Genomic DNA, 17820 nt, shown 5'->3' with positions numbered 1-17820 from the left:
GGCGCCGCCGGATCAGTACTGGGTATCCACGAAACCGCCCTGGGCCAGGCTCTCGAAGCGGGTGAACTGGCCCAGGAAGGCCAGCCGCACGGTGCCCGTGGGGCCGTTCCGCTGCTTGCCGATGATCACCTCGGCGATGCCCTTGTCGGGGGAATCGGGCTTGTAGTACTCGTCCCGGTACAACATCATGATCACGTCCGCATCCTGCTCGATGGCGCCCGATTCGCGCAAGTCGGACATCATCGGGCGCTTGTCGGTGCGCTCTTCCACCTTCCGGGAGAGCTGGGACAGGGCGATGATGGGGACCGACAGCTCCTTGGCCAGGGACTTGATGGAGCGGGAGATTTCCGACACTTCCGTGGCCCGGTTCTCGTTCTGGCGGGCCGAGGCCATCAGCTGGATGTAGTCGATCACGATCAGGCCCAGCTTGCCGCACTGGCGATGCAGGCGCCGGGCCCGGGCGCGCAGGTCCACGGGATTCAGGCCGCCGGTCTCGTCAATGTAGATGGGCGCCTCATGGAGCTTGCCCAGGGCCATGGAGAGGTTGGACCAGTCCTCGTCGCTGAGGCGGCCGGTCCGCACCTTGTGGGAGTCGAGCCGGCCAATGGAGGCCATCATCCGCGTCGCCAGCTGGGCGCCCCCCATTTCCATGGAGAACACCCCCACCGGCAGCCCGGCCAGGGTGGCCACGTTCTCGGCGATGTTGAGGGCGAAGGCGGTCTTCCCCATGGAGGGACGGCCGGCCACGATGATCAGGTCCCCGGGCTGCAGGCCCGAGGTCTTCTGGTCCAGGTCGATGAAGCCCGTGGGCACCCCGGTGATGTCGGAAGGATTGTCCCGGTCATGGAGTTCCTGGATGCGCTCCACCACCTGGGTCAGCAGAGGATTGATGTGCACGAAGCCCTCGCTGGTGCGGGAGCCCTTCTCGGCAATCTCGAACACCTTGGCCTCGGCCTCGTCGAGCAGGGTCTTGGCATCCCGGCCCAGGGGATTCAGGGCGTTGCCGGCGATCTCGTCAGCGGCCGCCACCAGCTGGCGCAGGATGGCCCGTTCCCGGACGATTTCCGCATAGCGGCGGATGTTGGCGGCGGAGGGGGTGTTGTTGGCCAGCTCCCCCAGGTAGGCCAGCCCCCCCGTGTGCTCGCTCTCGCCGGCCGCATCCAGGGATTCGGCCACGGTCACCACGTCAGCGGGCTTGCCCTTCTCCAGCAGGCTGCGGATCTGCCGGTAGATGCGCTTGTGCTCGTCCCGGTAGAAGTCCGTGTCGGCGATCATGTCGCCGATCCGGTCCCAGGCCTGGTTGTCCAGCAGCAGCCCCCCCAGCACCGACTGTTCCGCCTCGATGGAATGGGGCGGCACCCGCAGCTGGGCAATGGCGGGGTCCACGGGCTGCCGGAATTTCTTGAAAGGACGTTGTTCGCTCATAGGGGCGGCAGTTTACCCTACCCGCCGGGCTGCCGTAGCAGCCTTCTCAGCAACCGCCGCAAACCTCAGGCGGGTTGGCGCAGCAGGCCCCAGCAACGGCTCAGGATCAGGGCCGCAAGGCCGAAGCCCAGGAAGCAGAGCAGGGACCAGTTGGCCATGCTCAGGCCCAGGAACTCCCACTCGCGGCTGCTGCACAGGCCGGTGGCCATGAACAGGGTGGGATACTGCATGCCCAGCCAGTCCACAAACAGCTCTATGGGCCCCTGGTCGGTGTAGCTGCACTCGGCCACCAGACCCGGCACCGCCTGCATGGTGGTCTGGTACAGGGCGGTCAGGAAACCGCCCAGGGTGATGCCTGCCAGCCCCAGCCCCCAGGCCTTCTGGCCCCGGGGCCCCAGGGGCAGGAGCGCCCCCAGCAGGGCCAGGGCCCCGAATAGCAGGTACAGGACCCGCTGAAAGATGCACAGGGGGCAGGGATTGAGGCGCTCCCATTCCTGGATCACGAACCCTGCCGCCACCAGCCCCCAGGCGCCCAGCCCCAGGAGCAGGAAGCCCAGCCGGGGGGACAGACGTTCAAGCCAGCACATAACTTCTCAACCTCATGGACAACTCCTGCAATTGACGGACGCCCGAAGTTTCGGCCTTGCGGCACCATTCCTGCAACTGCTGCAGTACCTGCTCACGGCTGGCATTGGAACGCTCCCACAGGGCCGTCAGCTCCTGGCGCATGGCATACAGGGTGGCCAGGCTGGGGGCCCGGGCCAGCAACTCGTCCAGCCGTTGCCGCAACTCCCCGGGCAAGGCCCGCCCGTCGCCGGCCAGGGCCTGTTTCAGCCCCTCGAACCGGGCCCGGTCCTGGAGCTTCTGCAACTCGCTCCGGTAGGCCTGAGCCAGGGAGCGGCCGTAACGGGCGAGCAGGTCGTAGCGGTGGGTGATCAGGGCATCCAGGGTCTGGCCGTCCACCTGCGCCCGGGGCTGCCCCAGCCGGGGCGTGGGCGCCACCCGCTTGACCCGGGCCAGGCCCAGGGCCGCCAGGATGCGGATGTAGAGCCAGCCGATGTCGAATTCGTACCAGCGGTTGGAAAGTTTGGCCGAGGTGGCGAAGGTATGGTGATTGTTGTGCAGCTCCTCGCCGCCGATCAGGATGCCCCAGGGCAGCAGGTTGGTGGAGGCGTCGCCGCTGGCAAAATTCCGGTAGCCCCAGAAATGGCCGAGACCGTTGATCACCCCGGCGGCCCAGAAGGGAATCCAGAGCATCTGCACGGCCCAGATGCTGAGCCCCAGGGGGCCGAACAGCAGCAGGTCGATGCCCAGCATCAGCAGGATGCCGAGCAGGTTGTGCCGATAGACGTGGCGCTCCAGCCAGTCATCCGGGGTGCCATAGCCGAAGCGGGCCAGGGTGTCCGGGTTCCTGGCCTCGGCCCGGTACAGCTCCGCACCTTCCAGCAGCACCTTCCAGATGCCCCGGGTCTGGGGACTGTGGGGGTCCTCCTCGGTCTCGCAGCGGGCATGGTGCTTGCGGTGGATGGCCGCCCACTCCCGGGTCACCATGCCGGTGGTGAGCCAGAGCCAGAAGCGGAAGAAATGGGATGGCAGGGGATGCAGCTCCAGGGCCCGGTGGGCCTGATGCCGGTGCAGGAAGATGGTGACGGCGGCGATGGTCACATGGGTCAGCCCCAGGGTCACCAGCAGATAGCCCCACCAGGGCAGATCGAAAACACCGTTGAGAACGCTCACGCAGGGCCACTCCTCGATTCAGGGAAGCCCATTGTAGGAGAAAGCCCCCGGGCCAAACAGCCCGGTCCCAGTAGGGTTATCCGCAGCTTATCCGCCATGGTTACGCAAACGCCACAGCCCGTTACCCCCTGTCATTTGGAAAGCGGCGTCAGCACCGGTAAACTGCCGCTCCATGAGTACAGCCCGCATTCTCCTGGTCGAAGACGACCAGCGCCTCGCCGACCTGACCGCCGAGTACCTGCGCCGCAACGATTTCGATGTCAGCATCGAAGGTCGCGGCGACACGGCGGAAACCCGCATCCAGTCGGAACAGCCTGACCTGGTGGTCCTGGACATCATGCTGCCCGGCAAGGACGGCTTCGAAGTCTGCCGGGGCGTGCGCCCCTCCTACAAGGGGGTGATCCTGATGCTCACCGCCCGGGACGAGGACTTCGACCAGATCCTCGGGCTGGAACTGGGGGCCGACGACTACATCGCCAAACCCGTGCAACCCCGGGTGCTGCTGGCCCGCATCAAGGCCCTGCTGCGCCGTCTGCCCAGCGGCGGCCCCGCCCCCACGGAAAAGAAGGAACAGGTGTTCGGCCACTTCCGCATCAGCCAGGCCACCCGCACCGCCCACCTGGACGACACCCCCCTGGATCTGACCACGGCCGAGTTCGATCTGCTCTGGCTGCTCGCCACCCACGCCGGCACCATCCTGTCCCGGGACGACCTGCTGCAGGAACTGCGCGGCATCGGCTTCGACGGCCTGGACCGTTCCATCGACGCCCGCATCTCCCGGCTCCGGAAGAAGATCGGCGACGACCCGGAAAACCCGGCCCGGATCAAGACCGTACGCGGCAAGGGCTACCTCTTCAGCCAGCATGACTGGGACTGACACCGGTCCGGAGCTGCCCTCCCCGGGCGGTCCCGCCCGTCCGCGCCGGCGCCTGCTGTGGCGGGGACGGCGCTACAGCCTGTCGAAGATCTTCCTCAATTTCTACCTGCTGGCCATGGGCAGTTTCGTGGCCATCGCCTTCATTGCCGACGCCCTGATCGCCGGCGCCCTGAAGGGCATCACCGACGACTACGCCCGGCGCTTCATGCGCGGCACCATCCTGCTCATCGAAGACGAGCTGTTCCGCTACCCCAAGGCCAGCTGGGACAAACGCATCAAGCTCATGGACGAGAAGTTCGCCTACCGCCTGGCCATCGAGGAGCGGGACAAGCTGGAACTGCCGGAACGGCTGCTGCAGCAGGTGGACGAAGGCAACATCGCCATCCACCGGGACGGGGAAGTCATGTACTACGCCCTGCGCAAGACCGGTCAGGTGCTCGTGGTCGGCCCCCTCGCCACCACCCACAATCCGGAACTCCAGACCCCGGGCCTGCCCCTGGAAATCCGGGTGCGCCTGGGCACCTGGCTGCTCATCAGCATCCTGTTCGGGGTCGCCCTGTGGTTCTGGGTCAGGCCCATTTCCCGGGACCTGGAAGCCCTGCGCCAGACCGCCCGGGCCCTGGGTGAAGGGGACCTGGGCGCCCGCTCCCCGGGGGCCCAGAGCAAGCTCTTTGCCCCCCTGGCCGACACCCTGGACGGCATGGCCGACCAGATCCAGCGCCTGATCGCCACCCAGAAGGAACTCTCCAGCGCCATTTCCCATGAGCTGCGCACCCCCATCGCCCGGCTGCGCTTCGCCGGCGAGATGGTGGCCGAGGCGGAAACCCCGGAAGAACGCCAGCGCCTCAGCCAGATGATGGAAAACGACCTGGAGGAGCTGGACAACCTGATCGACTCCAGCCTCACCTACGCCCGCTTCGAGCGGGAAACCCCGGTACTGCACCTGACCCCCGTGGACTTCGCCGAATGGCTGGAGGACCAGGTGGACAACCTGCGCATCCTGGGACGGGACATGGACCTGCAGCTGGACCTGAGCGCCCTACCAGACAACCTGAGCGTGTCCCTGGACCGGAAGCACATGCCCCAGGCCATCAGCAACCTGCTGCGCAATGCCATCAAGTACGCCAAGCACCAGATCCGGATCAGCAGCCAGGTCCAGGGTGAACAGATCCTGGTGCACGTGGACGACGACGGCATCGGCATTCCCGCCGAGGAGCGGGAACGCATCTTCTCCGCCTTCACCCGCCTGGACCGCTCCCGGGACCGGGCCACCGGCGGCTATGGTCTGGGTCTGGCCATCACCCGGCGGGTGCTGGAACTGCACGGCGGCAATGCCAGTGCCGGAGAATCCCCCCTGGGGGGCGCCCGCTTCACCCTGAGCTGGCCCCTGCAGCCCGCTCCCCAGGCCTGATTCCCGCGCCGCCTGCCTGCCGGCCGGTGTTACAGAGCGTCACCGAACCCCTGCCCTCGGTTACCCCGCCAATACGCAAGCAGCATGGAATGCTGGCGTCGGGATCGATAAGATGGGCTCCATGAACAAAGGCAACACCCCAACCCCCGGAGAAGAAAAAATGAGTGAAGTCATTCGCCAGAATTTCCTGCAGAAGGCCTGTCAATATCTGCTGAACAAGACCGGCGCCAGCCTTCCCAAACCCGAAAGCCAGACGAAACAGATCTGCTGAAACCCTGTACCCCCTTCTCGAAACCCCCTTTCGAGACCTCCCTGTTTCCCCGCCCCCCCTCCTGGGCGGGGATTTTTTTGTTCGCGCAAGCTTCAGCGCGACAGAACAGCTGCGATCACCCCGAACGCCAGCAGGATCAATACGACACCGGAAACACGCTCCAGCCAGGGTAACGCCCGGACAAAACGTACCAGCAAGGCAGAATTGCCGATCAGGACGGCCACCAGCAGATCCCACAGCAGCACAACGGAAAACATCCAGCTGCCGTAGAACAGCTGTCCGGACAGGCGGACATGGGAAGCCGTCAGCATTGCGGCCAAGCTGGCGTAGAACAGCCCATTCTTGGGATTGAGGATACCCGACAGAAAGCCCATTCCCGCCGCACGGCACCAGGCCCTGAACCCATGGGCCGGCTTCTGGCCTGCGCGGCCTGCAACCATTACCTGCAGCCCACCATGACCCGCGTGACGGATGAACAACAGGCCAAGGTAAAAGAGATAGACACCGCCCGCCAGTTGCAGAACGGCGAACAGGATGCCATCAGGGCGCAGCGCAGCGGTTCCGGCAAACGCGGCGACGATGAACACCCCATTGGCCAGCGCAATGCCCAGACAGGCGCCGCTGGCCGTGCGCCAGCCGGCAGACAGGGAAGTACGGGCGATCAGGAAGAAATCCGGCCCGGGAGAAAGAAGGGCGAGAAAATGCGCTGCGGCGACGATCAGGAACTGTTCCATGGGCTATCCGGGAGCATATCTGTGAGCCCCCGAGTGTGCTGCGCCCGGCATTCCCTGTATTGAACGGAATTGCAGCCGATTCCGCGCCGCTCTAGCGGTAGCGGCCCGGGGTCACCCCCACATGGGCCTTGAACACCCGCTGAAAGTGCGCCTGATCGGCAAAACCCAGGTGCTGGGCTACGGCCGAGATGGCTTGCCCATCCCGGAGCCGGGCTCTGGCCAGATTGATGCGCAGGTTCAGTTGCCAGGCATGGGGCGTCATCCCGGTGACGGCGCGAAAGGCCCGGATCATCTGGTAGCGGCTCATGGCAGTCAGCCGGGCCAGCTCATCCAAGGTGACGCTGGACGAAGGCGCGGCACGCAGGCACTCCAGGGCGGGGCGGATCTGCCCGGCCAGATGCGAGGGTATGCCTGGCGCGGCCAGGCGCAGGCCTTGCTCAGTATCGAAATCCCCGATGAACTCGATCAGCGCCGCCTCCTTGTCACACCGCTCCGTCCCGGAAAACAGCAGGGCGTTCAGTCGGCAGAAACGCCCATAGGCTTCCTGATCGGTGATGACGCGCACCGGCTCGGGCGCCGCAGGCTCCGCACCTGCATATTCCTGCCGTACGGCATGGAGCCAGTCCGCATCCAGATGCAGCATCTGGTAGCTCCAGGCCTTGCCCGGGAAGGGGTTGCAGGCATGCACTCGGGCAGCCGGGACAAATACCAGGGTGCCGGGAAACAGGCTTACCGGGCCGGCTTCTGCACCGGTAAAGACGCTCTGCCCCCCGTCAACGGCACCGATGGAGAAGGTCGGGTGATGGTGGGGCCTGTAGCAGGCCCTGCTCTCGCAAGCCCGGCGGCTTTCGGCAAAAGGCATGGCCGGATCGCGCCAGAATGCCTGGACAGAATCGCTAGCTGACATGCGCTGAGAAGCTCAGCCTGACAGGCGGCTCCCCGGCCTCCAGGGGGCACCGTTTGTCCATGGTGCTCCCGCGCCAGGAAATGTGGCGGGCAGCAAGGACAAAACCGCCCCAGACTCCCGCCTGCCACGGCAGCGCCAGGATCAGGAAACCCCCGCCACGGCCGCCGGCCCCAGGACCCGCACCTCCCGCTGGGGATAGGGAATTTCTATGCCCTGTTCGCGGAAACGGCGCCAGATTTCCATGTTGATGTCCGAGCGCAGGGCGCCGCTGCCCTGGTCGGGATCGTTGATCCAGAAGCCCAGGTCGATGTTGATGCCGCTGTCGGCAAACAGGGTCACCAGGGCCCGGGGCGGCGGGTCCTGGAGCACCCGGGGCTGGGCCCGGGCGATGTCCTCAAGGAGGGCCACCACCTTGTCCAGGTCCGCGTCGTAGGCCACCGAGACGCTGGTGGTCACCCGCACCCGGGTATCCGAGTAGGTCTGGTTCAGCACGATGTTGGCCACCAGGGCCTCGTTGGGAACGATGAACTCCTGACCCACCATGTTCTTCAGCACCGTGTAGCGGGTGGTGATCTGGGTCACCGTGCCGCTGGTCTGGGCGTCGAGCTGGATAATGTTGCCCAGGCGGATGGAACGGTCCAGGAGGATGATGAAGCCGGACACATAGTTGCTGGCGATCTTCTGCAAACCCAGCCCCAGGCCCACCCCCAGGGCGCCGGTGAACACCGACAGGGCGGTGATGTCGATGCCCACCAGGGAAAAGCTGAGCAGCACCGAAACCAGGACGAACAGGGCCTTGCTCACCCGCACCAGGACGATGCGCAGGGAGGAATCCATCTCCGTCGCCCCCATCAGCCGGGCTTCCACCAGGCTGGCGGCCCAGAGGGAAGCCAGCAGGGTGAGCATCACCACCACCAGGCCGTTGAGGATCATCCACAGGTTGATCTGCTGCTTGCCGATGGTGAAACCCACCATTTCCAGGGTGCGGATCACCTCGTCGGCAGCCCCGGACAGGTAGAGGGCCAGCCAGCCCCAGATCAGGATGGAGAACAGGCGGCCGATGCTGCCCAACCAGCGGGCCCGGGGGAAACTGCGCTGCAGCATGTGGTGCACGGCCCGGACCACGGCCAGGGAGAGCAGCAGGGGCACGGCCACCTTGAGCATGTGCACGGGCAGGAACTCTTGGGCCACCGCCTTGGACAGGACCAAGAGCAGCACCGCCAGCAGGGGAAAGGCCTGGCCCACCAGGGCCTGGACCAGCCCCATCCGGTCGGGCAGCCCCTCCAGGTGCTGGCGCAGGCGTCGGGAGATGAGCCAGGCCAGCCCCAGGCAGCCCAGCAGGATCAGGATCTGCCAGTAGAAATCGGGATGCTGGAAGTCATCCCACAGCTCCATGAGCAGGCGGGTGGTCTGTTGGGCGGTGGCGGCGTTACTCATGATCATCCCTTGCGGCGTTCCAGCAGGGCGGCGTAAAAGCCGTCCGTACCCTGCCGATGGGGCAGGAGTTGCAGGCGGGGGGCACTATCCGGCCAGCCCAGGCGCTCCAGTTCCCGGCCCACGGGCAGCAGTTCGAAATCCGGATGAGCGGCCAGGAAGGCATCCACCACCTGGTCGTTCTCCTCGGCCAGCAGGCTGCAGGTGGCGTAGACCAGGCGCCCGCCGGGACGCACCAGGGTGGCGGCGGCCGCCAGGATGGAAGCCTGCTTGTCGTTCAGTTCCGCCACGGCTGCCGGAGTCTGGCGCCATTTCAGGTCGGGATTGCGGCGCAGGGTGCCGAGCCCGGAACAGGGCGCGTCCACCAGCACCCGGTCCAGCTTGCCGGCCAGGCGTTTCACCTTGGCATCCCGCTCATGCTCGATGCGCACCGGGTGCACGTTGGAAAGGCCGGAGCGGGCCAGCCGGGGCTTCAGGTTGGCGAGCCGCTTTTCCGACACGTCGAAGGCGTAGAGGCGCCCGGTATTGCGCATCAGTGCCCCCAGCAACAGGGTCTTGCCGCCAGCGCCGGCGCAGAAGTCGGCCACCATCTCGCCGCGCCGGGGGGCCAGCAGCAGGCCCAGGAGCTGGCTGCCCTCGTCCTGGACCTCGAAGGCCCCTTCCAGGAACAAGGGGTGGCGGGCCAGGGCCGGCTTTTCCGCCAGGCGGATGGCCAGGGGCGACAGGCTCCCTTCCCGGGCAGCGATGCCGTCGGCGGCCAGGCGCTCCAGCACCGCCGGGCGGTTGGTCTTCAGTTCATTGACGCGCAGGTCCAGGGGTGCCGGCTGGTTCAGGGCCCGGGCCAGGGCGACGGTTTCCTCGGCACCGAACTGGGCCGCCAGACGCTCGTACAGCCAGTCGGGCAGGTCCAGGCGCTGGGCCGGGCTCAGGCCGGCATCGTCGAAGCCCTTGACCTGCCCCAGCCAGGCCGCTTCTCCGTCCCGGAGCACCGGCTCCAGCTCGCGCAGATTGCGGCCCTGCTGCACCAGGGCCGCCAGCAGCAGGCGCCGGGGCGTGATCTCCGCGCCGCAGCGGGCCTCCAGGCTGCGCCGCCGACGCAGCACGGCAAACACCGCCTCGGCGATGAAGCCCCGGTCCCCGTGGCCCAGATTGCGGTGCTCGCGGAAATAGTGGGACAGCACCCCGTCGGCGGGATGGGCAAAGGTCAGCAACTGGGCCAGCACGGTTTCCCCGTGGGTGAACAGGGCGGGCGTCAGGCGGGCAACTCGTGTCATGAAAACTTCCGGAAAAAATTTAAGGGGCCGGGGATGGCCCCAGGATCATCTGGGTGAGCACCTGCTCGAAGATCTCGCCTTTCTTGTCCGTGTGGCGGATCTTCACCGGCAGCAGCAACTGGTCCAAAGCCAGCCACAGCTCGGTGCGGCTGCTGCCCAGGGACTGCAGGTGCAGGGTGCGGAACGACCCGGCCGGCAGTTCCAGCTGCTCCTCGCCCAGGGCATCGAACTCATAGCGCTCGTACTTGCGACCGGTAGCCACCGGGAAAGCCGCTCCGCCTTCCAGATCCGGCAGGTAGGCCAGTTGGTAATGGAAGCTGAGCAGGTCCTGGCTGCCCGGGCCCAGGGGCTCGGGGCTGCGGTCGCCGATTCTAACCTGCCCCGCCTCCCAGTCGAAATCCGCTCCTTCACCGCCGCCGCCGTTGCGGCGCACCAGGAACTGTTCCGGCCGCAGGCCGTCGGGCCCCACATTGCCGTGGCTTTCCATCTCCACCCGCACCGGCCGGAACAGGGCCGCCAGGCCCGTGGTCTCGATCACCGACCAGAGATGGTAGCGCCCGTCGCCCATTTCCCAGCGCTGCCTGGCCTCGCCCACCATCAGGCCCCGCTCGCCCCGGTAGACCTGGTAGCGCAGCTCCCCGGCAGGCGGGAAGACCTCCCCGGCCACCGCTTCCCGGGGTGTGCCGGCCTCCAGCTCATCCGGAGGCCCCAGGGTCCAGCGGTGCGTGGCCGGGGGAGTCTCGCGGATAGGGGCAGGGGTCGGCACAGCCGGGGACGGCGGCACAGACACCGGGGCAGCGAGCGGCGCCGGGGTGACGGGCACTGGCCGGGGCGGCTCCCGGCGCGGCGCTGGCGGCTGGGCAGCAGGCCGGGGTTGGGGCTGCGCAGCAGGGGGGCTGGCAGCGGCCGGGGGCACCGGCACTGGCCGCAAACGGGCCTGGAGCAGCTGGGGTTCGGGAGACTTTTGCCAGTCGCCCAGATGCAGCTCCGGCAGGAACAACAACATGCCGTGCAGGACCAGGGAAGCGACCAGGGCCGCAACGAGGACCAGGGGCATGGAAACTCAGGCGTCGCAGCGGGGGGCGATCAGAGCCCCGTCCTGGTGGGCGCCGCTCACCCGTACCCGGCCCGCCTCCAGGCGCAGGCGCCCTTCCACGAACCAGCGCACGGCGCGGGGATAGATCTGGTGCTCCTGGGCCAGGACCCGGGCAGCCAGGCTGGCTTCGTCGTCCCCGTCCAGGACCGGCACGGCGGCCTGCAGCACCACGGGACCATGATCCAGGGCCGGGGTGACGAAATGCACGGTGCAGCCGTGCAGGCGCACCCCTTCCTCCAGGGCCCGCTGGTGGGTGTGCAGCCCCGGGAAGGCGGGCAGCAGGGAGGGATGGATGTTGAGCAGCCGCCCCTCGTAATGGCGCACGAACCCTTCGCTGAGGATGCGCATGAAACCGGCCAGCACCACCAGGTCGGGACGGTAGGCGTCGATGGCCGCCGCCAGGGCCTGGTCGAAGGATTCCCGGTCCCCATAGGCCTTGTGGTCCAGGACCTGGGTGGCGATGCCGGCGGCGGCGGCCGTGGCCAGTCCGCCGGCGTCGGGCCGGTTGGCGAGCACGGCGACGATCTCTGCCGGCCCCAATCCGCCCTGATCCCGGACCCGGAGCATGGCCTCCATGTTGCTGCCACGACCGGAAATCAGGATGACGATGCGCTTCATTTCAACAACCCCACAGGAAGAAACAAGGATGTGGCCAGGGAATGGGTCACCCGGGTGATGGTGCGCCCGTTCTTGTCGGCCACGACTTTGGACATGAAATCCAGGAGCCCGATCACGCGACCGAACTCCCGCTCGAAGGACAGGTTGCGGCTGCCCCCGTCCAGTTCATTGGCGAGCAGCAGGGGCTCGCCGCTGTCGCTGCGCGCCGCCGCCAGCTTCCACACGGCGATCTCCATGTTGCGGGCGCAGTTGTAGAGCTTCTGCTCGTCCAGGGAATCGAGCACGAAAAACTCGTCCTTGTGCTCATAGGCCGCATCCACCATGGTCAACAGGCCGTACAGCAGGGCCTGAATCCGGTCCCCGGCATAGTCGGGACTGAAGGCCTGCAGGGCGGCCGGCCCTTCCCGACGCCCGGCCAGCTCCGGCGGCGCCTCGTCCCGGTAGCGCCCGAGCCGGGCCAGGGCCGCCTCCCGGTCCGCCAGGCCGGCCTTCTTCCACTCCCGGGGATTGCGCCGGTAGAGCTTGTCGGCGATACGCAGCAGGCCCTCCATGACCTGTTCCCGACTGGTATCCACCACCCGGTCGATGTCAGTCTTGACCAGGTACTTGGGGTCGAAGTGGGTCTCGGAGCGCCCCTGGGGCCCGGGCTTGGTGGCACAGGCGCCCAGCAGCCCCCAGGGCAGGAGGGCCGCAGCCAGGATCAGGCGGCGCCGCATGGAGCCTTGCGATGCTTCAGGTAACCGATCAGGGCCGGCAGCAGGGAAATGACCACGATGGCCACGATCACCACGGACAGGTTCTGGCGGATCCAGGGCAGGTTGCCGAACCAGTAGCCGGCAAAGCAGAGGGAGAACACCCAACCCAGCCCGCCGACCAGGTTGAAGAAGGTGAAGCGCCCGTAGGGCATGGCCCCCATGCCCGCCACGAAGGGGGCAAAGGTGCGGAACAGGGGCAGGAAGCGGGACAGCACCAGGGTCTTGCCCCCGTGCTGCTCGTAGAAGGCGTGGGTCTTCAAGAGTGCCGCCTTGTTGAAGATGCGGGAGTTCTCCCACTGGAACACCTTGGGTCCCAGGTAGCGGCCGATCTGGTAATTGAGCATGTTGCCCAGGACAGCGCCGCTGGACAGCACCGCCACCAGAATCCAGATATCCATGCCGCCCAGGGCGGCCAGGGCGCCGGCCACGAACAGCAGGGAATCCCCGGGCAGGAAGGGGGTCACCACAAAACCGGTCTCGGCGAAGATGATGAAGAACAGGATGGCGTAGATCCAGGTGCCGTACTGCTCCACCATGAGCGCCAGGTGCTTGTCCAGGTGCAGGATGATGTCGATGAACTGGGCGAGGAATTCCATGGGGATGGCCGGCGGCAGGAAAAACGGCATTCTACCCCAAGGTATAATCCGCCCATGTCCGCCGATACCGCTTCTTCCCTGCCCCGCATCCAGGCCCTGCCTGACCTGTTGATCAGCCAGATCGCCGCTGGCGAGGTGGTGGAAAGGCCCGCCTCGGTCCTCAAGGAACTGCTGGAAAACGCCCTGGACGCGGGCAGCACCGCCATCCAGGTGCATCTGGAAGAAGGCGGGGTGAAGCTGATCCGCATCAGCGACGACGGCTGCGGCATCGCCCGGGACGACCTGGCCCTGGCCCTGACCCGGCACGCCACCTCCAAGATCAAGACCCTGGCCGACCTGGAAGGGGTGGCGAGCATGGGCTTTCGCGGCGAGGCCCTGGCCTCGGTGGCCTCGGTGGCCCGGCTCAGCCTCACCAGCCGTGCCCGGGGCAGCGAGCACGCCTGGAAACTCAAAGCCGAACCGGGCGCCGAACCCGAACCCGCCGCCCTGATGGCCGGCACCGTGGTGGAGATGCGCGACCTCTATTTCAACACCCCGGCCCGGCGCAAGTTCCTCAAGTCCGAGGGCACCGAATACGGCCACTGCGCCGAATACTTCAAGCGCATCGCCCTGGCCCATCCCCAGGTGGCCTTCACCCTGGTCCATAACGGCCGCACCGCCCTGCAACTGCCCCGGGCCAGTCTGGCGGAGCGCATCCGCGCCATCCTGGGCGACGATTTCCTGGCCCAGTCCCGCCCCCTGCAGGTGGAGGCCGGGCCCCTCGCCCTCGCCGGCCTGATCATCGACCCCACCTGGGCCACCCAGAGCAAGGATGCCCAATACACCTTCGTGAACGGCCGCTTCGTGCGCGACAAGGTGCTCAGCCACGCCCTGCGGGAAGCCTACCGGGACGTGCTGCACGGCAGCCGCCAGCCGGCCCTGTGCCTGTTTCTGCAAATCGACCCGGCCGCCGTGGATGTCAATGTGCACCCGGCCAAGACCGAGGTGCGCTTCCGGGATTCCCGGGCGGTGCACCAGTTCGTCTTCCACGGGGTGCAACGCACCCTGGCGGCGCCGATCCGGGACGAAAGCCCGGACAGGGAGGGCACCCGGCCTGTAGCAGTTGCAGCTGCCGCCGGCCCCGGTGTGCCCCCGCACAGCACCGCCTTCCCGGCCGCCTCCCGGACCGAAGCCGCCTACCGGGCCGCCCCCATGCCCCGGCACCAGCCTGGCCTGGGCATGGCCGAGCCCGCCACTAGCGCCTACCTGGAATTCGCCCGGAGCGCCCGCCCGCCGGTTGCGGAACCGCCGGGGCTGGGCAGTTTCCAGAGCGCCATCCCCGCCGCCCGCCCCAGTGCCGGTCCCGGGCCGCGCCCGGAATTCACGGCCGCCCCGGGAAGCGATGCCGGCCCGCCCCTGGGCTATGCCCTGGGTCAGCTGCACGGCATCTACGTCCTGGCCCAGAACAGCAAGGGCCTGGTGCTGGTGGACATGCACGCGGCCCACGAACGCATCCTTTACGAAAAGCTGAAACAGGCCCTAGACCAGCGCCAGATGAGCCGTCAGGCCCTGCTGATCCCGGCCGTGTTCAGCGCCCAACCCCTGGAAATCGCCGCCGTGGAGGAACAGGGGGAAGCCCTGGGAGACCTGGGTTTCGAGCTCAGCCTGGCCGGCCCCGGCCAGCTGGCCCTAAGGGCCGTACCCAGCCTGCTCCAGGGGGGCGACCCGGTGACCCTGGCCCGGGCCCTGCTGGCGGAGCTCCAGGAACATGGCCTGTCCCAGCTCGTCACCGCCCGCCGCAACGAACTCCTGGCCACCATGGCCTGCCACGGGGCCGTGCGCGCCCGGCGCCAGCTGACCCTGCCGGAAATGAACGCCCTGCTGCGCCAGATGGAAGAAACCGAGCGGGCCGGCCAGTGCAACCACGGCCGCCCCACCTGGACCGAGCTCTCCCTGGACGACCTGGACCGGCTGTTCCTGCGCGGCCGCTAAGAGCCGACCCGGCAACCCCGGGCGCCCCCTTGCTGGGGCCTCAGCGTGCGGCCGCCTTCCCTTCCCGAGCCGCCGCCGCTTCCCTGGCCGCGTAGGCGGCACGGATGTCCTGCAGCACCTGCCCCATGCGCGCCTCGCCGCGCCGCTGCACATCCACGGAATGGGCCCAGAGCAGCCGGTATTCCTCCACCAGGGCGCCCCGGTAGAAACGGCGGAACTCCTGGCCCTGGGAACTTTCCAGCCACTGGGCCAGGGAGGCCGCCTGCCCCGCCGGCAGGGTGCGCTGCCAGGCCCGGGCCAGCTGTTCGCGGATCAGGGCCGGGTCTCCCACTGACTGGCAGTAGTCCCCCGCATAGTTTTCCCAGGCCGCCAGGTAGCGGTGCCAGTGTTCCGGGTCCTGCTCCAGCCCGTTGAAGTAGCTCGGGTCCCGGGCCAGCAGCCGCTGGGGCGAGGATTCCCCCAAGCCTTCCAGGCAGATTTCCCGGTAGCGCCGCTCCTCCGGCGCCGGGGCCAGGATTTCGGCGATGCGCCGGTAGACGGGCTCCGGCGCTGGGGCAGGTGGAAGCTCGGGAACGGCCGCCGGTTCCTCCCGGGCCAGGGCCAGCAGCTGCGCTTCCAGGGCGGCGCCCCCGCGCATCTGGGGCAGGGAGGCCTTCAGCCCGTCCGCCTGCTCCCAGGCCGCCACCTGGCTGGCCGCCAGGCCGAAGGCCTCGCTGAAGGAGCGGGTCTGGCGCAGGGCCTGGTCGAAATAAGCCCGGCCGAAATCGGTGAAATCGTTGCCATCGCTGCAGCCGAAGGAATTGCGGTCCGCCGCCGAGGCGCTGATCACCAGGGTGCGCGCATCGGCCAGGGCAGGAATGAAGCCCCCGGAATAGCAGGCGGAAACCACCACCACCCGGCGCTGGATGCCCGCATCGTCCAGGGCCCGGCGCAGCATGGCCGGGGTGATGTCGGTGAAGCTGAAGGGCCAGAAGGACAGGGAGAAGCGATGCTCCCGGGAGCCGTGGGAAGTGAGGAACAGGAACAGCAGGTCTTCCTCCCCGTTCATCTGCTCCCCCAGCCGCGCCAGGGCCCGGCGCAGGGATTCCTCATTGGCGGTGGGCAGCTCATGGATGGTGGCCTGGTTATTCACCAGCACCAGGGAATGGCCGGCGGTGGCGTAGCGTTCGGCGAACAGCTGCTCCACCGAGCGCACCTCGCGCAGGAAGACATCCTGCTCCCCGTAACCGCCCACCCCCAGGAAAAACACCTCGGGCACGCCGGGCACCCCGGGCTTGACCCCGGCCAGATGCCGCTCCAGCAGCCGGGGCTGGCCGTACAGAACCCCTTCGTCGATGCGCAGCTGAGGCCGGGCCTGGGCTTCCGGGTCCTGGGCGTACCACAGGGTGGGGGCTTCCAGATGCATCCAGAAGACGCTGGTCAGGGCCAGGAAACCGACCCCGGCCGCCGCCCAGCGCCGCAGCCGGGTCTCCCCGGCCAGCAGCCAGATCACCCGGCTGCCGGCCAGGATCAGCCAGCACTGGGGCAGGTAATAGATCAGGATCAGCAGGACCATGCCGGGGCCCTCCTCCCCCTCCAGGCCCAGGGATTCGATCACCGCCATGGCCAGTTCCTGGTTCCATCCGTGGGCCAGGGGCAGGAGCATCATCAACAGCACCAGGGCGAGGCCCAGGCGCCCGCCCTCCCGGCGCCCGCCGCCCACCAGGAGCACCAGGGCCGTGACCAGGGCCACGGCGGCAAAGGGAGAGAGGAGCAGGCTGGCGTCGTACCCCACCAGTTCGCCCTGGAGCCCCTGGCTCAGCACCTGCAGGCCCAGGGTGAGCAGGGCAAAGCACAGCACCGGCAGCAGCAGCCTGAGGGGATCGGGCATCAGGGTTCCGGGACGGGGCGCCCGCAGGCAGAGGATGCGCCCCAGCTGCAGCAGGTCCCCGGGCAGGGAGCTCCTTGCGGCGGGTGCCTCTGCCTGGGGAGCGGCCTCCGCCGGCGCCACGGCGGGGGGACTCCCGCTATCCCCCGACCTGGAACCGCTCGCCTCGACATGCTCGGCCGCAGAGACGGCCAGCTGCCGCCCCAGGGCCATGCCCTCGTTCAAGGCATCAAGCAGGGCCTGACGCTGCCCGGCATCGCCCAGTGCCCGTTCCGGCAGGGCCAGCACCAACCCCTGGGGGCCGAGGCAGATGGCTAGCCAGCCGGGCTGCTGGCTCACCTCCCTGACCTGGGACCAGGGATAGCGGGCCTCCCCTATGGCGGAACGGCTGCCCAGTCCCTCGGGGCTCAGGCTCAGGCTGCAGGCTCCGGCCGCAGCAGCCAGTTTGCGGCCCAGCAGGACACACATCAGATGGCGATAAGCGAGCAGGCTCAGGTAAAAGAGCAGCAGGACGCCGAAACTAGCGGCCAGTGCCCCATGGCCGGCCAAGGCGGCGATGAGCACCAGTCCCCCCAGGGCTCCGCCCATCAACCATTGCAACAGGGTCAGGGGCAGGCTGCGCCCCAGGTACTGCTGCTGGCGCCGGCTCTGGAACAGGAAAGCAGCCCGGGCCACCTGTTCGTCCAACACGTAATCGATTTTGCTATCTGTCATGCCGTTCCCCTCACAAGCCCCACCCGGCCTGGCATCTGCCCCGGGGCGGCGGCAGGGATTATGTCATGGGCCTGGAGCCCGGCAAATCCGCGCCGGCCCCCGCCCTCCCGGGCCTGCAAAAGCGTGGGAAAAT

At 67.9% G+C, this 17820-nt stretch carries 16 protein-coding genes; 4 read left to right on the top strand and 12 right to left on the bottom strand.

Going from position 1 to position 17820, the window contains the following annotated elements:
- Positions 1–12 precede the first annotated feature (12 nt).
- The 3 genes from dnaB to G474_RS0102430 all read right to left on the bottom strand — a co-directional run bounded on the left by dnaB (position 13) and on the right by G474_RS0102430 (position 3162).
- Positions 13–1425: a replicative DNA helicase gene (dnaB, locus tag G474_RS0102440; protein ID WP_026685594.1), complete on the bottom strand. Its 1413-nt coding sequence runs from the start codon at positions 1423–1425 to the stop codon at positions 13–15.
- A gap of 65 nt (positions 1426–1490) precedes the next feature.
- The gene (locus G474_RS19175; protein ID WP_043462982.1) at positions 1491–2012 is read right to left on the bottom strand and encodes a disulfide bond formation protein B; all 522 of its coding nucleotides are present in this window, start codon (positions 2010–2012) and stop codon (positions 1491–1493) included.
- The gene (locus G474_RS0102430) at positions 1999–3162 is read right to left on the bottom strand and encodes a DesA family fatty acid desaturase (RefSeq protein WP_043462981.1); all 1164 of its coding nucleotides are present in this window, start codon (positions 3160–3162) and stop codon (positions 1999–2001) included. Before G474_RS0102430 ends, G474_RS19175 begins: the two co-directional genes overlap by 14 nt.
- 172 nt (positions 3163–3334) lie before the next feature.
- Between G474_RS0102430 and G474_RS0102425 the strand changes: the two genes are divergently transcribed.
- The 3 genes from G474_RS0102425 (at position 3335) to G474_RS23110 (ending at position 5721) form a co-directional block, all read left to right on the top strand.
- The gene (locus G474_RS0102425; protein ID WP_026685592.1) at positions 3335–4039 is read left to right on the top strand and encodes a winged helix-turn-helix domain-containing protein; all 705 of its coding nucleotides are present in this window, start codon (positions 3335–3337) and stop codon (positions 4037–4039) included.
- Positions 4026–5450: an ATP-binding protein gene (locus G474_RS19170; protein ID WP_043462977.1), complete on the top strand. Its 1425-nt coding sequence runs from the start codon at positions 4026–4028 to the stop codon at positions 5448–5450. The genes G474_RS0102425 and G474_RS19170 overlap by 14 nt, the downstream gene beginning before the upstream one ends.
- Positions 5451–5571: 121 nt before the next feature.
- The gene (locus G474_RS23110; RefSeq protein ID WP_156919115.1) at positions 5572–5721 is read left to right on the top strand and encodes a hypothetical protein; all 150 of its coding nucleotides are present in this window, start codon (positions 5572–5574) and stop codon (positions 5719–5721) included.
- Positions 5722–5813: 92 nt separating this feature from the next.
- Here G474_RS23110 and G474_RS0102410 read toward each other — a convergent pair whose 3' ends face one another.
- The 8 genes from G474_RS0102410 to G474_RS0102375 all read right to left on the bottom strand — a co-directional run bounded on the left by G474_RS0102410 (position 5814) and on the right by G474_RS0102375 (position 13135).
- Positions 5814–6455 (bottom strand): LysE family translocator, encoded by a 642-nt coding sequence (locus G474_RS0102410; RefSeq protein WP_026685591.1) that lies wholly within the window; start codon positions 6453–6455, stop codon positions 5814–5816.
- 91 nt (positions 6456–6546) lie between these two features.
- Positions 6547–7317 (bottom strand): helix-turn-helix transcriptional regulator, encoded by a 771-nt coding sequence (locus G474_RS0102405; protein WP_156919114.1) that lies wholly within the window; start codon positions 7315–7317, stop codon positions 6547–6549.
- Between the two features lie 186 nt (positions 7318–7503).
- Positions 7504–8799 carry a mechanosensitive ion channel family protein gene (locus tag G474_RS19165; protein WP_043463048.1) on the bottom strand — a complete coding sequence of 432 codons (1296 nt, stop codon included), beginning with the start codon at positions 8797–8799 and terminating at the stop codon, positions 7504–7506.
- 2 nt (positions 8800–8801) lie between these two features.
- Complete coding sequence (locus G474_RS0102395; RefSeq protein ID WP_026685589.1) at positions 8802–10070, bottom strand: RsmB/NOP family class I SAM-dependent RNA methyltransferase; 1269 nt, start codon at positions 10068–10070, stop codon at positions 8802–8804.
- A 19-nt stretch (positions 10071–10089) separates the two neighbouring features.
- Complete coding sequence (locus G474_RS0102390; protein ID WP_026685588.1) at positions 10090–11127, bottom strand: DUF3108 domain-containing protein; 1038 nt, start codon at positions 11125–11127, stop codon at positions 10090–10092.
- Between the two features lie 6 nt (positions 11128–11133).
- Positions 11134–11784, bottom strand: coding sequence for a phosphoribosylglycinamide formyltransferase (purN, locus tag G474_RS0102385; RefSeq protein WP_026685587.1), 651 nt, complete (start codon positions 11782–11784; stop codon positions 11134–11136).
- A complete protein-coding gene (locus tag G474_RS0102380) occupies positions 11781–12500 on the bottom strand; it encodes a hypothetical protein (protein ID WP_156919113.1) in 720 nt (239 codons plus the stop codon). Before G474_RS0102380 ends, purN begins: the two co-directional genes overlap by 4 nt.
- Entirely contained in the window at positions 12485–13135 is a 651-nt protein-coding gene (locus G474_RS0102375) for a DedA family protein (protein WP_043463046.1), read from the bottom strand. The genes G474_RS0102380 and G474_RS0102375 overlap by 16 nt, the downstream gene beginning before the upstream one ends.
- Before the next feature lie 54 nt (positions 13136–13189).
- Between G474_RS0102375 and mutL the strand changes: the two genes are divergently transcribed.
- Positions 13190–15106, top strand: coding sequence for a DNA mismatch repair endonuclease MutL (gene mutL / locus G474_RS0102370; RefSeq protein WP_245589289.1), 1917 nt, complete (start codon positions 13190–13192; stop codon positions 15104–15106).
- Positions 15107–15146: 40 nt separating this feature from the next.
- On the opposite strand, the gene G474_RS24365 is transcribed toward mutL, so the two are convergent.
- Complete coding sequence (locus G474_RS24365; RefSeq protein WP_051281705.1) at positions 15147–17687, bottom strand: C13 family peptidase; 2541 nt, start codon at positions 17685–17687, stop codon at positions 15147–15149.
- Between the last annotated feature and the right edge of the window lie 133 nt (positions 17688–17820).

Source organism: Azovibrio restrictus DSM 23866, from assembly GCF_000429665.1.
GTDB classification, from domain to species: Bacteria; Pseudomonadota; Gammaproteobacteria; order Burkholderiales; family Rhodocyclaceae; genus Azovibrio; species Azovibrio restrictus.
This window is presented reverse-complemented; position numbering and strand designations above follow the sequence as displayed.